15 protein-coding genes are annotated in these 12946 nt (G+C 45.8%); 5 read left to right on the forward strand and 10 right to left on the reverse strand.

The window, feature by feature from the left end; translation table 11 throughout:
* Positions 1-4: 4 nt before the first annotated feature.
* A complete protein-coding gene (gene tnpB / locus IPG31_11950; GenBank protein ID MBK6619023.1) occupies positions 5-355 on the reverse strand; it encodes an IS66 family insertion sequence element accessory protein TnpB in 351 nt (116 codons plus the stop codon).
* Positions 343-639 carry an IS66 family insertion sequence element accessory protein TnpB gene (locus IPG31_11955; GenBank protein MBK6619024.1) on the reverse strand — a complete coding sequence of 99 codons (297 nt, stop codon included), beginning with the start codon at positions 637-639 and terminating at the stop codon, positions 343-345. The genes tnpB and IPG31_11955 overlap by 13 nt, the downstream gene beginning before the upstream one ends.
* Positions 640-767: 128 nt before the next feature.
* On the opposite strand from IPG31_11955, the gene IPG31_11960 reads away from it, so the two are divergent.
* From IPG31_11960 to IPG31_11975, 4 genes are all read left to right on the forward strand, one after another.
* The gene (locus IPG31_11960) at positions 768-2996 is read left to right on the forward strand and encodes a S8 family serine peptidase (protein ID MBK6619025.1); all 2229 of its coding nucleotides are present in this window, start codon (positions 768-770) and stop codon (positions 2994-2996) included.
* A 21-nt stretch (positions 2997-3017) separates the two neighbouring features.
* Positions 3018-3710, forward strand: a complete 693-nt coding sequence (locus IPG31_11965; GenBank protein MBK6619026.1) for a hypothetical protein — start codon at positions 3018-3020, stop codon at positions 3708-3710.
* A gap of 267 nt (positions 3711-3977) precedes the next feature.
* The gene (locus IPG31_11970; protein ID MBK6619027.1) at positions 3978-4640 is read left to right on the forward strand and encodes a hypothetical protein; all 663 of its coding nucleotides are present in this window, start codon (positions 3978-3980) and stop codon (positions 4638-4640) included.
* 457 nt (positions 4641-5097) lie between these two features.
* Positions 5098-5439, forward strand: a complete 342-nt coding sequence (locus IPG31_11975; protein ID MBK6619028.1) for a hypothetical protein — start codon at positions 5098-5100, stop codon at positions 5437-5439.
* Between the two features lie 471 nt (positions 5440-5910).
* On the opposite strand, the gene dnaQ is transcribed toward IPG31_11975, so the two are convergent.
* From dnaQ to IPG31_11990, 3 genes are read right to left on the reverse strand one after another with little or no spacing between them, the layout of a single operon-like run.
* Positions 5911-6597 (reverse strand): DNA polymerase III subunit epsilon, encoded by a 687-nt coding sequence (dnaQ, locus tag IPG31_11980; protein MBK6619029.1) that lies wholly within the window; start codon positions 6595-6597, stop codon positions 5911-5913.
* 27 nt (positions 6598-6624) lie between these two features.
* Positions 6625-7116: a ribonuclease HI gene (rnhA, locus tag IPG31_11985; protein ID MBK6619030.1), complete on the reverse strand. Its 492-nt coding sequence runs from the start codon at positions 7114-7116 to the stop codon at positions 6625-6627.
* A gap of 35 nt (positions 7117-7151) precedes the next feature.
* On the reverse strand, positions 7152-7925 hold the full coding sequence (locus IPG31_11990; GenBank protein ID MBK6619031.1) for a class I SAM-dependent methyltransferase: 774 nt from the start codon (positions 7923-7925) through the stop codon (positions 7152-7154).
* A gap of 43 nt (positions 7926-7968) precedes the next feature.
* Between IPG31_11990 and gloB the strand changes: the two genes are divergently transcribed.
* Positions 7969-8733: a hydroxyacylglutathione hydrolase gene (gloB, locus tag IPG31_11995; protein ID MBK6619032.1), complete on the forward strand. Its 765-nt coding sequence runs from the start codon at positions 7969-7971 to the stop codon at positions 8731-8733.
* Here gloB and IPG31_12000 read toward each other — a convergent pair.
* The 5 genes from IPG31_12000 to IPG31_12020 form a co-directional block, all read right to left on the reverse strand.
* Positions 8730-9293, reverse strand: a complete 564-nt coding sequence (locus IPG31_12000) for a TlpA family protein disulfide reductase (GenBank protein MBK6619033.1) — start codon at positions 9291-9293, stop codon at positions 8730-8732. The two genes, gloB and IPG31_12000, sit on opposite strands and share 4 nt — an antisense overlap.
* Positions 9294-9463: 170 nt before the next feature.
* Positions 9464-10081, reverse strand: a complete 618-nt coding sequence (locus IPG31_12005) for a cytochrome P460 family protein (protein MBK6619034.1) — start codon at positions 10079-10081, stop codon at positions 9464-9466.
* A gap of 236 nt (positions 10082-10317) precedes the next feature.
* Positions 10318-10662 carry a metal-binding protein SmbP gene (locus IPG31_12010; GenBank protein MBK6619035.1) on the reverse strand — a complete coding sequence of 115 codons (345 nt, stop codon included), beginning with the start codon at positions 10660-10662 and terminating at the stop codon, positions 10318-10320.
* A 201-nt stretch (positions 10663-10863) separates the two neighbouring features.
* A complete protein-coding gene (gene dapD, locus IPG31_12015; GenBank protein ID MBK6619036.1) occupies positions 10864-11685 on the reverse strand; it encodes a 2,3,4,5-tetrahydropyridine-2,6-dicarboxylate N-succinyltransferase in 822 nt (273 codons plus the stop codon).
* Positions 11686-11716: 31 nt separating this feature from the next.
* Positions 11717-12907, reverse strand: a complete 1191-nt coding sequence (locus tag IPG31_12020; protein MBK6619037.1) for a succinyldiaminopimelate transaminase — start codon at positions 12905-12907, stop codon at positions 11717-11719.
* Positions 12908-12946: the final 39 nt, after the last annotated feature.

Here is a 12946-nt window from a genome sequence, read left to right on the forward strand (position 1 = left end):
TTTTCTACACCTGAAAATGCCATTGTGGCCGCGCCGATAAACGCCGCCAGTCTACGCCGGCAATCAACCATTCCCACTGCGATAGCGCTAACTCGACACACGCCGCATCCTGCCTCGGCCAGACAAACCGCCCCTGATGCAGGCGGCGCTGACATAACCACACCCCCGTGCCATCCCACAGCAAGACCTTGATGCGATTGCCCGCGCGATTGCAGAATATGAACGCCGAACCCGCGCAGGGCGGGTGACCCAATACCTGCTGCACAATCATCGATAAGCCATCCATGCCGCGACGCATATCCACCGGATCGACCGCCAGCCAGATCTTACCCGCGTGCGCAATCAACCCAGACATGACAGCAATTCTCCCAGCCATCGCGGGGAAACGCTCAGTGGTAATTCCAGCACATGCGTACCGCGACAGCGAAGCTGCAATACTTCCACTGACGCCGCTGTCGGCTTGATCGTAACCGGAATCAAGGCTGGCAGCTTGATATCATCGCGCCCACGCCGGTGAGCGCGCAACCAATTCCCAAACGTCTTCGCATTCAACCCGAGCGCCCGGCAATAGGCTGCCTGCGACAAACCGCTCGTTTGCCAGTTGCTGATATGCTTTTGCTTATCATCCTGTAATGCCATGGCTTATCCTCCTGTAAGGTAATGCAGAGGAGAATAATCCAGAAAATTGTGATTGCGTAGATGGGAGCGTTGGACGGTTACCTGTTAGCTTACTGATGCCGACATGCAGAATGAGTTGATCTGCAAGGTTGAGCGATATTTCATTCTCCAAAAATAAGGAGCTAACATGGATAACCTGTTTTCAAGCAAGCAAGCAAGCAAGCAAGCAAGCAAGCAAGCATAGGATAATACGGAATCTTTTCTCGGTATTTTTTCTATTTGCAGTATCAACTTCTCTGTCACTGGCAGCGCAATATGATGCCAGCGATTACGAGAGTCTCCTTGATGAAGCCCATTCGAAAGGCTTTGCTCGGGTATTAATTACCCTGGACGACACGGTAACAATCGAAGATATGACCAGTAAGCGTGCTTCGTTAAGAACCGTCATGAAAAACAAAGCCCAAAGCGTTCTCGCCGAACTGGATCAACATGCACTGAAATCGGGCTACTGGAACAACGGCATCGGCCAAATGGGTGCCTATGTGAACGAAATTGGTCTTCGCGTCCTGGCTGGCAGTAATAAGGCGATCTCATTTACACGTGATGTGACACACGCATATCGTATTAAAGCAGTGGACGATGATGGCAGCCTTGAAGCAATTGAAACCGCGATCCAGAACAATGGCAGCGCCAATGTTGACATATTTCTGAACGCAGACGCTGTTGATTATGCGTTAGACGATCTTGGCAATACCGTATTTAAACCCTCGCCAGCGATGTCAGAACAAGCGCAGAATATACTGGCCAATATAAACAATGAACATTTCGCAAAAGGGATCAACCTCACGGAGATAGACGAGAATCGTCCCGTCATCCGGGCAAAGATTGATAGAGATGCGTTCTATGCCCTCATTGAAAGAGATGATATAAGAGCCATTCGTCCAGTCGGTTATACCGATCCCAGAAAAGCGCAATGGCCGGAAGAAGTATTGGAAGCCGCCAAAGAACATGGCGAAGCAGAAATCATGATCACATTACGCGGCGGTGATTTCTTTTCCGCAAAAACAGGTTACATGTCACCAACCGCAATCAACGCCCAAGCCAACGCCAGTCAACGTGCTTTTAATGACATTCTCTCCGGAATCGGTGCATCAGTGCTTGCCACGGATATGTCAACCAGCTCCGAACTTAGCGTATTGCACATAAAACTTCCCTTTGAAGCATTGGCGAAATTATACGACGATGTCGATGCGAGAATCCTGAGCGTCGAGCTGAACAAACCCGTTGCCTGGACAACACTGACTAACAGCACTGTATTGCTCAACGCAGCATCCGCCTGGAATGCGGGTTTTCGTGCAGCGGGACAAAATATCATTATCGTGGATTCCGGTGTGCGTAAGAACCATGCATTTTTAACACCCAGGGTGACTTTTGAAGCATGCTTTGGCACCAATGGTCCCGGCAGCGACGGGACTGTCTATTCATCCATTTGCCCAAATCCTGACGGTTTGGGAGACAGTCCTTTAAATCATCCTGGTTCAGGAGAGCCATATTCCAATCTATCAGTTTGTGGCACGCTGGCTACGCTACCGACAAATTCCCATGATTGTGCCCATGGCACGCATGTTGCCGGAATTGCTGCCGGTCGCCAAAGTGCAAGTATTACACCCTCAAACTTGCAGGGTGTCGGACCTGATGCCTCTATCATTTCAGCACAAGTCTTTTCATACAATGATAGCGCTCCAAGAGCTACTGCATTTAGTCTTGATGTTCAGAAAGCACTTGAAACTGTTCATGCAAATACAGCTGTGGGAATAAATAATCCTTTCACCGTCAATATGAGTATTGGCGGTCAGGTGTTCTCTCAAACTGCAGGACCAGCTCCAAATTGTAATACCTTTAGCCCAGCTATTACTACAGCGATTTCAAATTTAACTTCTCGTGGTGTACCAGTTATAGCTGCTACTGGAAACAGTGGCAGTCGCAACGGTATATCGTTTCCAGCCTGTGTCTCTCAAGTTATCAAGGTCAGTTCAGTTGCAAATGATGCAAGCGGAACAGCTCTAGCAGGTTTCGCAAATATTGGCAATCCCAGTAGTTTTGTGGGCCCAATTTTATTGGCTCCTGGTGGCAGTAGTACAACCTCAGTCCGCTCTGCAGACCGCTCATCGATAACAGCCACCAAATTAATGAAGGGTACATCTCAGGCCTCGCCTCATGTAGCAGGTATGTACGCTGCGATTAAAGCAGCCAATCCTAGTGGAGTTTCTGTTGCAGATGTGACGGCTTGGGTGGTTACCAGAGGTAGTATTCCGGCAACTTATGCTTTGCCACCCCCAGTAAACACCCAAAGCTATCGCCGAGTTCGTGTCCCATAGTATATTGATAAGGAGTCTAAAATGACGTATATAAAAAATTCTATTATGCTGATCGGAAGCTATTTGCTGTATGCCACATCAATATTAGCTCTGGCAGGTGAAACAGAAACGGTTTTGACCTCTCCTGGAACGCTTTGTTTTACACAGACTTCTCTACGTTCCGAACCCGACAGATATGATAACGTCATCCTGGATCATTATGTCGTTATTTCAAAGGAGCATCATTTTAAAGAAGGGCTAGTTTTTGTGGGATTCAGGCGTAAAAGCAGACCTGATGAGTTATGGTTATTTAGTGGGACAACCTGGGAGAAATATCAAAATGACCTGATTGATTCCTCCCCTGTGCCTTTTATTCCAAAAGTACAAACCATACCGACTGGGCAACTGCAGCCAATTATGCCAACAACGATTTCAGTGGCTCCAATTGACCCCAGTGCTTATGTGGATGACGGTGAAATCTGGATAGGTTATGGAATAAGCTCATCAACAGGTACGACCGAAACTTTTTTTGAAATGATAGGAAGCAATAGATTCAAACGTATTTGGGAGGTGGGCAAGAGACTGAATGAAGGAGAAGAATTTCCATATCCTCCTTCAAATATTTGCCTGACTATCACAAAAATAATAGAAATAGATTATTTACTGGGAACGTTTCCTATACCCGAGGAAACCGGCCCGGATATCGAATCAATCACGGATGTCCCTGCGCAATAGAGGGTAGCGAGTAGGTTGGGGTGAAAAATTACGGTGACAGTTTACCAAATATGCTAACTCTGCCATGCTGGCAGTGTTACATAATCGGCATGGTATATTTAGTAAACTGTCACCGTAACCAAGTTTTCCGTCGCGTGAGAGTTCCTTGATCCAGCTAAAGCGAGTTCCCATGCCACTGTTTTAGTGGAAACTGACGATTGACGATCGTACTAAATACCCTGCTGTTTGCGGCAGGGTGCTTCATTTAAAAATATTGGAGGTATTACCATGAAATTCCTGCTCGCAAGTATTTTGAGTGTTTTGTTACTAAATGCATTGTCCTCACAGGCAGAAATCGTTGAATTCTCTGCACCCGCAGAATATTGTTTCCCACAAACATCGGTTAAAAGCGAGTTTGGAAAATTCGATAAGGTCACTCTCGATCATAATCTAATCGTAAATGAGCAGGATTATTTTAAAACAGGGGATATTTTTATTGGTTTCCGGCGTAAAAGTCAGCCTGATACGCTATGGTTAACTGATGGTGTTTCATGGCATAACGCTGCGGACAACAATGAGGGTAGACCCATAGCCTACCCGGTTATGCTACCAAATGGTGATGGCAAGCTCCAGCCTGTTATGCCAATCACTCTCATGGAACCCATTGATGTCAGTGCTTACGTTGGCGATGGTGAGGTATGGGTGGGTTACGGTCTAAAAACAGAAGGTGAGACCAGCAAGAAATCATACGAAGATATGATAAGTAATCAACGATTTGAAAAAATATGGGAAATTACTGGTTCGACACCAGTTTCAGGATTGCGAGGTGATTTGCCCACGATCTGTTTGATGGCAATTGAGATGAGAACTACAGTTATGACAGCAGACCATAATTTGCCAGGCGAAGTTATTCTGGATATTGATTCTGTCGGAATTGCAAGTGAACCGTGAATACAGCCAATTACGAATTACGGTGACAGTTCACCAAATATATTCCATCTCAGCGGGTAGGTTGGGGTGAAAGCAATGAACCCCAACATGTTCAATGTTTGTTGCGGTGTGTGTGTTGGGGTTCAATTACGGTGACAGTTTACCAAATATGCTAACTTTGCCATGCTGGCAGTGTTACATAATCGGCATGGTATATTTAGTAAACTGTCACCGTAACCGACCGTAACCGCAGATGCCACGGCGCGGATCGTTTCCACTGCAAGTATTCCAGTTACCTACAACTTACCAGCGCCAGCCGGTAACTTATCGCAGAGTACGTATTCCCAATTTATAAGCTAAGGAGATAAAAATGTCATACTTCAGAAAACTCTCAGTATTATTGTGCATTTTCCTATTCTGCATATCACTGGCTCAAGCAGATTTTACAGAAACCACGAGATTCTCAGAACCAGGAAGAATGTGCTTCCCACAAACATCCTTACGCGCAGAACCCAATAAATTCAACAACATCATGCTGGACCATCATTTGATTATTTCCGAGGAAGATCATTTTAAAGAAGGACTTGTATTTGTTGGTTTTCGCCTCAAAAGTCAGCCAGATACATTGTGGTTATTTGATGGCGAAAACTGGATGAAGCATAGTGATGCTGATTCACTCAGACCCTTTTTTTACCGGGTGGACATACTACTCCACCGGAAGGACAACTTCAGCCAGTCATGCCAACATTTGTTTCCAACTATCCGATTGATGTCAGCGAGTATATTGGTGACGGCGAATTATGGGTCGGGTATGGCTTAAGTTCCGAAACAAGGACTTCACAAGAATCTTTTGATGAAATGATAAACAGTGAACGATTCAATCTGGTTTGGGAAATAGGCAATCCGAAAGTCGCTACTGCTGGCGATTTAGGTCTTCCCAATACGATTTGTCTTTCTATAACCGAATTGACTAGAATTATTCATACCATAACAACACAGTAGCCAATTACCAATTACGGTGACAGTTTACAATTACGGTGACAGTTTACCAAATATATTCCATCTCAACCCTTTTCCTTTCTTTTGAGCATGCGTTTTTTTACTTTAGGCTCACGGCAAGTCATTACTGTTAATGGTTTTTTGGTCTATTTGGTAAACTGTCACCGTAACCACCGTAACCACCGGGGCGATTCAGTCTTGCAAGGAACTTTTAGGCATCATAACGAAGCGATCTGTACCGATATCCTGCTCTTTGAACCAGTCAAATTTTGGGCAGACACTAAGTCGTTGTCTACCACAAACCGTTTCCACCACTTGCCTTGTTAATCTGCAGCATTAGTTGGTTGTGTAATTCCAGTTCATTCCCATCAGCCTGCCGCACGGGAAGGGCCAGATCAGCTATCGAGGTCATTTCATCTTCTATGCGTTGTGCAGAAGGTTCGAGCGCAATCAGCAAACTTTTCTGACCGCGTGTCATGGCTAGATACACCTCAGCCAGCAATTCAGCATCGAGCAATGCGCCATGTAAAGTGCGCCTGGTGTGATCTATGTAATATCGTTCGCACAATGCATCCAGATTATTGCGTTTACCTGGATGCAATTCTTTTGCCATGACCAGCGTGTCGCTAATTTTCTTGCAGTAATGTTGCAAGGGTTGGCAATTAATCAATTCAAGTTCACGGTTAATAAAACCCACATCAAACGGTGCGTTATGAATAAAAACATCGGCATCCGTAATAAATTCCAGGAAATCGTTACAAATTTCACGAAATCTTGGTTTGCCGCGAAGAAATTCTCTGCTCAACCCATGAACTTTTAGCGCGCCTTCATCGCTGTCCCGTTCCGGGTCGAGATAGAAGTGAAAATGGCAGTCAGTGACATGCCGATTACTGACTTCCACAACGGCGATTTCGACAATGCGATGGCCGCTGGCTGGGTCAAGCCCGGTAGTTTCGGTATCCAGAAACAGTTGTCGCATTCGGTTGCCTGTCATAGTAATTTCAAACTAGGATGGGGAGTTGACTTGGATCAGAACGGATTCTGCTCCGAGATTGGCTAATCGATCCGCTTGCTCGTTACCATCGTGGCCACTGTGCCCTCGCACCCAAAACCACTCTACTTGATACTGCTGCGACAATTGATCGAGTTGCTTCCACAATGCCTCATTCTTGACTGGCTTCTTATCTGCAGTCAGCCAGCCGCGTTTTTTCCAGCTATGAATCCACTCACTGATCCCTTTTTGCACATACTGTGAGTCTGTATGAAGCTGCACCAGGTCTTCTGGCTTTACTACAGGCATGGTTTCCAGGTACTGCAAAGCACGGATGGCGGCAAGCAGTTCCATTCGGTTATTGGTCGTCATCATTTCACCACCAAATAATTCCCGAATTTCTCCATTAACGCGCAAATAGACACCCCATCCACCTACTCCCGGGTTGCCCTTGCACGCACCATCTGTGAAAATTTCGATCAATCCGGCTCGATTGGTTTGCGGCATCACACTCCTATACCCTTAATCGTTGATAACACGTGTTATTCAAATTTTACGCTACGCTCAGAACGTTTCCTGGCAGCATCCGGGTTGATTCGACTATCAGTTTGGGTGCTAGCAGGTGCACTTCTTGTTTTAGGGGAATTTTCCCAGCAGGGTTTGATAATACGCATGCCACGTTCATGTTTTGCCGCTTGCAAGAAATAAACTCCACCACCGATTGGCCACCAGCGATCACCCGCTGCTTCCATGAAGCGTAACCGTGAAATCCATTTTTCGCTGTTACAGGGCGGAATGTAGCAGCCTAATTTTCCGGTATTGGTTTCCAGACCCAGCAACTCTAACCAGTCCCTCATTCTTGGTAATGCAATAAAATTGCCGCACCATGGAAATTCATTCTTGCTGGCAGTGACACGTTGATGCAATCCCCATGCACTAAAAGGATTGAATCCACTGATGACTATTTTGCCTTCAGGAATAAGGATACGGTGGACTTCACGCAGTATCTGATGCGGATTGGGAAAAAACTCCAGGGTATGCGGCAGCAGAACCAGATCGATACTTCTACTGCCAATAGGTAGCATATAGGGATTAGCATACACACTGGAACCCCGCTCTAGTCCGACCACGAACCGAAAAGGCATTCGATTACTGCGTAAGAAATTAAACTCTGAAAAGCTGATCTGAATTGCATTGTAGCCAAAAATATCTGAAACGGTATTGTCGTAAAAGGCCCGCTCCTGCTCTAATAGATATTGCCCAATGGCTGTACCGAGCCATCGCTGTAAGCTTTGATGCAATATAGGATTCAGCATGCTTTCAAGAAAATTTTGATTATTCTTTAATTAAGGAACGATAATGTTTACTGTCTCTGCAGTTCAGGCTTTCAAGGATAATTATATCTGGATCATTCACAACCAATGGGCAGCGGTAATTGTTGATCCGGGAGAGGCGTCTCCCGTGCTGCAGTTCGTAAGACAACACAAACTGCAGCCCGTTGCCATTTTCTGCACACACCATCATCATGATCATACCGGCGGAAACAAAGTGCTTGTACAGGAATTTTCCATTCCGGTCTATGGCCCCGCGAACGAGAATATACCCTTATGCACACACGGGATGAAGGAAGCAGAAACCTTAGTCATCCCGGAACTGGGGATTGAATTTACTGTTATGGAAGTTCCAGGACATACAGCGGGTCATATTGCATTTTATGGACATCATGCCCTATTCTGTGGCGACACCCTTTTTTCCTGTGGTTGTGGACGTATTTTTGAAGGAAGCGCACAACAGCTATATGAATCCTTGCAGAAACTGGCCAGATTGCCTGATGAAACTCAAGTTTATTGCGCACATGAATATACGCTAGCCAATATTGAATTTGCCAAAGTAGTTGATCCAAACAACCCGGCGTTATTCGAGCTGGAGAAAAATTGCAGACAAAATCAAGTGAACAACCTGCCCACACTTCCTTCCAGCATAGCTATCGAAAAGACGGTTAATCCTTTTTTACGCTGCGATCAGCAACCTGTTATCGACTGTGCCAGTCAGCATGGGCAGCTGCAATCAAATGACCCAGTAAGCGTATTTACGGCACTACGCAATTGGAAGAATAATTTTTAGCGATGGCAACCTTCCGTATCACAAGCACCATCCAAGGGGGTATCCCTCTCACCGGATGACGACACGGGTGACAGTATAGCGGCCTGCTCTTCATATGGCTCAGCAAGCAATGTACCGATAGATACGCCCAGCAGAAAGTCACTGACATGCCCAAACTGATGCAAACGTAGATGGCCGGCCTTGTCAATCAGTATTGTCGTCGGGGTGCCTTGCATCTGATAAGCCATCATGGTGTGCGGAATGGCCATCTGCTCATTTGGCTTATCAATTCCGATTGGAAATTTTAATCGATATTCATAGGAAAATACCTCCAGTGCTTCACGCGTCATAACAGCATGATGCTCAAAGACGGTATGCAGGCCGATAACCGCAATCTGGTCAGAGTCGATTTCGTTGTAGATCTTTTGTGCCTGTGGAATACCCTGCTGCACACAACCTGGGCATAACATCTGAAAAGCGTGCAGCAAAACTACCTTGCCGCGTAGAGAAGCAAGTGTAATAGTTTCGGCCGTATTCAACCAACCAACAGTTTGTAATTCCGGAGCCTTGATTTTACGCATCGTATCTTTGGATTCAGTCACTTGAACTTTAGTCAGTCAAAATAAAGGGGCATTTCGCTCGGCACTATCAAGTTACACAGTGCGAAACAAAATACCCCAAAATTGATGAGAAACCATGCACAGCTTAAAACCTATGCACGACCACACATCAACCTTTTAAATTGTATAAATTATTTAGCAGGTTTTGCGGCACGCAATACTGGGTAGTGTTGAATAAACACATTGTCAAAAGCTGCTGTTTCTTTGTGGCAGGCATTGCAGGATTCGTCAGCTTGCGCAGCAGCACTCTTACTCTCATAGCTTTCAAAACCAAAATATGCCCAATGATTTGGACTGTTGGGATAGCGTTTTGAATCTTTAACGGTTGCAGCAATTCCCAGGAATTCACCCTGGAAATAACCATTACCGCTTGAAGATTCTTTTGTACCAACACTGGCCAACTCTTTCACAATGATTGTTCCGTCACGGAAAGCACCATTTTTTTTCCAGTGCGCATAACTAACAGGATCAATGTAGACATTATGAAATTCAGGGAAAGCAGGATTACCATCATTCATATCTTTTGGAGTAACGGGTGCACCAACAAACACCCACTCACGATAGTCTTTTGGTGTCAGCAACTCACCGTCTTTATTAAAGTGTGCAAAAGATTTACCGTGGTGCGCAGCATGTCCCTTATGTTTGTCATGCTCACCAGCAACGGCAGCAGTTACCATCTGCCCAACCAGCAAGCCCGATACCAGCAAAGGCGCAAAACCACCCAGAAATGTTTTTTTCGATAGCGACATAATAAATTCCTTAAATAGTTAATCAAAAATTATGAAAACAGCCTTCTCACGACCTAACCGTTTTCACGGTTAATCTTAGTCAGCACTTCGAGATACGTCAAGATTAGAATTCTCGGAAGGAGATAGAGCAATCTATTTCAAAAACAAGATTTTCGATACGCAAAGGGGCGCTTACATTCGCCCCTTTGCGTGCCTGGCTTTATCTATGTGCAAAGCCAGGATGATTCTTCTGTCAATCAATGGCCAGACTTACGCATATGCTTGATGGCATCTTCGATATGTTTGGTTGCGACATCTGCATGCCCCATCTCACCGTGCTTGATACCTTCTTCGAGATGGCTAACCGCTTCATCCATGTGTTTATGGGCGTCAGCATGTTCTTTTTGTGCATGCCTGGCGTGTTCCAGACTTTCCTTGGCATGCTTTGCCAGCTCTTTGGCATGACCATCCTCACCATGCGCCTGAGCTTTGCCGGCATGCTCCATTGCTTCGGAGGTATGTCCGGCATCTCCTGCGTAAACATGAGCACTCATTAACATTGCCAATGCGCTCATTGCAATCATGCTTGTCAGTGTTTTCATTTTATTATCCTCCATAAAGTTTTCTCGGTACCCGTTTATGCCAAGGCACCAAATCTCCCCAACCGGGGAACCCAGGTCAATTGATTTATATCAGAACTATTACGAAAACACCGCCGAAACAACCAGCCAGCGACCAATCAATCAACCTCGCTATTGTTATACCACAAAAATATGATCAGGAATATGACTTCTCCCGTGCTGTCAGATTCCGCGCAACAGCTCATTAATACCCGTTTTGGCGCGGGTTTTTGCGTCCACCTGTTTGACGATAACCGCACAATACAGACTGTAACGCCCGTTTTCGGCTGGCAGACTTCCAGATACCACAACCGAACCGGGTGGAATCCGCCCATAGCTGATTTCACCCGTCTCACGATTATAGATTTTGGTACTTTGACCAATATACACACCCATTGAAATAACGGCGTTCTCACCAACGACGACGCCTTCCACAATTTCAGAGCGCGCGCCAATAAAACAATTATCCTCGATAATAGTTGGACTTGCCTGCACGGGCTCCAGAACACCGCCAATACCTACACCACCTGATAAATGGACATTTTTACCGATCTGCGCGCAGGAGCCAACCGTTGCCCAGGTATCTACCATGGTGCCTTCATCAACATAGGCGCCGATATTCACATAAGACGGCATCAGCACGACATTGCCAGCAATAAACGATCCTTTGCGCACGGCTGCGGGTGGAACCACTCGAAAACCACCATCTCGAAAATCACGCGAACTGTAATCAGCAAATTTGGACGGAATTTTGTCAAAATAATTGGAGAAGCCACCTTTGATAAAGCTGTTGTCTTCAATACGAAAGGACAACAGTACCGCCTTCTTGATCCATTGATGCACAATCCATTCACCGTTGATTTTTTCAGCAACCCGCAATTTTCCACTATCCAGCAGGTTGACAACATGCGCAACAGATTCTTTGAGATTGGATGCAACATTACGTGGGGTAATGTCAGCACGATTTTCAAAAGCATCTTCTATCGTGGTTTGTAATTTTTCCATACTACTCCTGATGAATGATTCAACGATTCTATTAAAATGCAACTTCCCTGATTCTTTCAAATGCTTCTTTGCACTCCGTAACAGATGAAACCAATGCTATCCGCACGAAATTTTCACCTGGATTAATGCCACCGGCTTCACGTGCCAAGTAACTACCAGGCAGAACTACAATATTCTTTTCATGATAAAGCCGTCTGCAAAACGCGGTATCGCTGACCGGGGTTTTTAGCCAAAGGTAAAATGCAGCTTCCGGCATGCTGACAGGCAACGCCGTTGCAAGTATTTCCATGGCGTCTGCAAACTTCTGTTTATATAGCCGCCGATTTTCGATCACATGCTGCTCATCGCTCCAGGCAATGGTACTGGCTGCTTGTACTGCCGGATTCATGGCGCTGCCGTGGTAGGTGCGGTAAAGCAAAAATTTTTTTAAAATGGATGCGTCACCCGCAACAAAACCGGAACGGAGTCCCGGCACATTGGAACGCTTGGAAAGACTGCCAAACACCACTAGTCGAGGAAAACCACTTCGACCCAATTTTTTTGCCGCCTGTAATGCACCAAGCGGGGGATGCGCCTCATCGAAATAAATTTCTGAGTAGCACTCATCCGCCGCAATAACAAATCCATACTGATCGGATAAAGCAAATAGACTCTGCCACTCGTTCAATGTCATCACCCGACCGGTAGGGTTATTCGGCGAGCAAATATAGACTAACTGGGTACGCGCCCAGATATGGTCTGGTAACTGCGTCCATTGTGGCGCAAACTGGTCTTCCGGCAAGGAATTAAGAAAAAAAAGCTCGGCGTTGGCCAGTAATGCCGCGCCCTCATATATCTGATAAAAAGGATTCTGGCAGACAACAACCGGTCGCAGTGAGGTATGCGCATCCACAACTGTCTGCGCAAATGCAAATAATGCCTCTCGACTGCCATTAATAGGGATAACCTGTGTCTCTGGATTGATATTATCAAGCTGGTAGCGCTGCGCCAACCAGGCAGCAATACTGGTTCGCAACCAGTTCGAACCTTGCGTTGTAGGATAATGCGCGAGCCCTTGCAGATTATTTGCCAGTTCCTGCTTGATAAATTCAGGCGTTGCGTGCTTGGGCTCGCCAATATGCAGACAAATAGGTGCGAGCGAAGCATTAGGCTCTAAATCTTTCAGTAATCCGGCAAGTTTCTGAAATGGGTAAGGCTGAAGATTTTCTAATACAGGATTCATATTTGGCAGAATGCTGTGATCAGCACGGTGTTTGTAGCC

Source organism: Nitrosomonas sp., assembly GCA_016703745.1.
GTDB lineage: Bacteria > Pseudomonadota > Gammaproteobacteria > Burkholderiales > Nitrosomonadaceae > Nitrosomonas.

What these genes read in the sequence shown, in the direction of transcription:
- tnpB (MBK6619023.1), bottom strand. Translation starts at nt 355, where the DNA reads ATGTCTGGGTTGATTGCGCACGCGGGTAAGATCTGGCTGGCGGTCGAT.
- IPG31_11955 (MBK6619024.1), bottom strand. Translation starts at nt 639, where the DNA reads ATGGCATTACAGGATGATAAGCAAAAGCATATCAGCAACTGGCAAACG.
- IPG31_11965 (MBK6619026.1), top strand. Translation starts at nt 3,018, where the DNA reads ATGACGTATATAAAAAATTCTATTATGCTGATCGGAAGCTATTTGCTG.
- IPG31_11970 (MBK6619027.1), top strand. Translation starts at nt 3,978, where the DNA reads ATGAAATTCCTGCTCGCAAGTATTTTGAGTGTTTTGTTACTAAATGCA.
- IPG31_11975 (MBK6619028.1), top strand. Translation starts at nt 5,098, where the DNA reads ATGTGCTTCCCACAAACATCCTTACGCGCAGAACCCAATAAATTCAAC.
- dnaQ (MBK6619029.1), bottom strand. Translation starts at nt 6,597, where the DNA reads ATGCGACAACTGTTTCTGGATACCGAAACTACCGGGCTTGACCCAGCC.
- rnhA (MBK6619030.1), bottom strand. Translation starts at nt 7,116, where the DNA reads ATGCCGCAAACCAATCGAGCCGGATTGATCGAAATTTTCACAGATGGT.
- IPG31_11990 (MBK6619031.1), bottom strand. Translation starts at nt 7,925, where the DNA reads ATGCTGAATCCTATATTGCATCAAAGCTTACAGCGATGGCTCGGTACA.
- gloB (MBK6619032.1), top strand. Translation starts at nt 7,969, where the DNA reads ATGTTTACTGTCTCTGCAGTTCAGGCTTTCAAGGATAATTATATCTGG.
- IPG31_12000 (MBK6619033.1), bottom strand. Translation starts at nt 9,293, where the DNA reads ATGCGTAAAATCAAGGCTCCGGAATTACAAACTGTTGGTTGGTTGAAT.
- IPG31_12005 (MBK6619034.1), bottom strand. Translation starts at nt 10,081, where the DNA reads ATGTCGCTATCGAAAAAAACATTTCTGGGTGGTTTTGCGCCTTTGCTG.
- IPG31_12010 (MBK6619035.1), bottom strand. Translation starts at nt 10,662, where the DNA reads ATGAAAACACTGACAAGCATGATTGCAATGAGCGCATTGGCAATGTTA.
- dapD (MBK6619036.1), bottom strand. Translation starts at nt 11,685, where the DNA reads ATGGAAAAATTACAAACCACGATAGAAGATGCTTTTGAAAATCGTGCT.
- IPG31_12020 (MBK6619037.1), bottom strand. Translation starts at nt 12,907, where the DNA reads ATGAATCCTGTATTAGAAAATCTTCAGCCTTACCCATTTCAGAAACTT.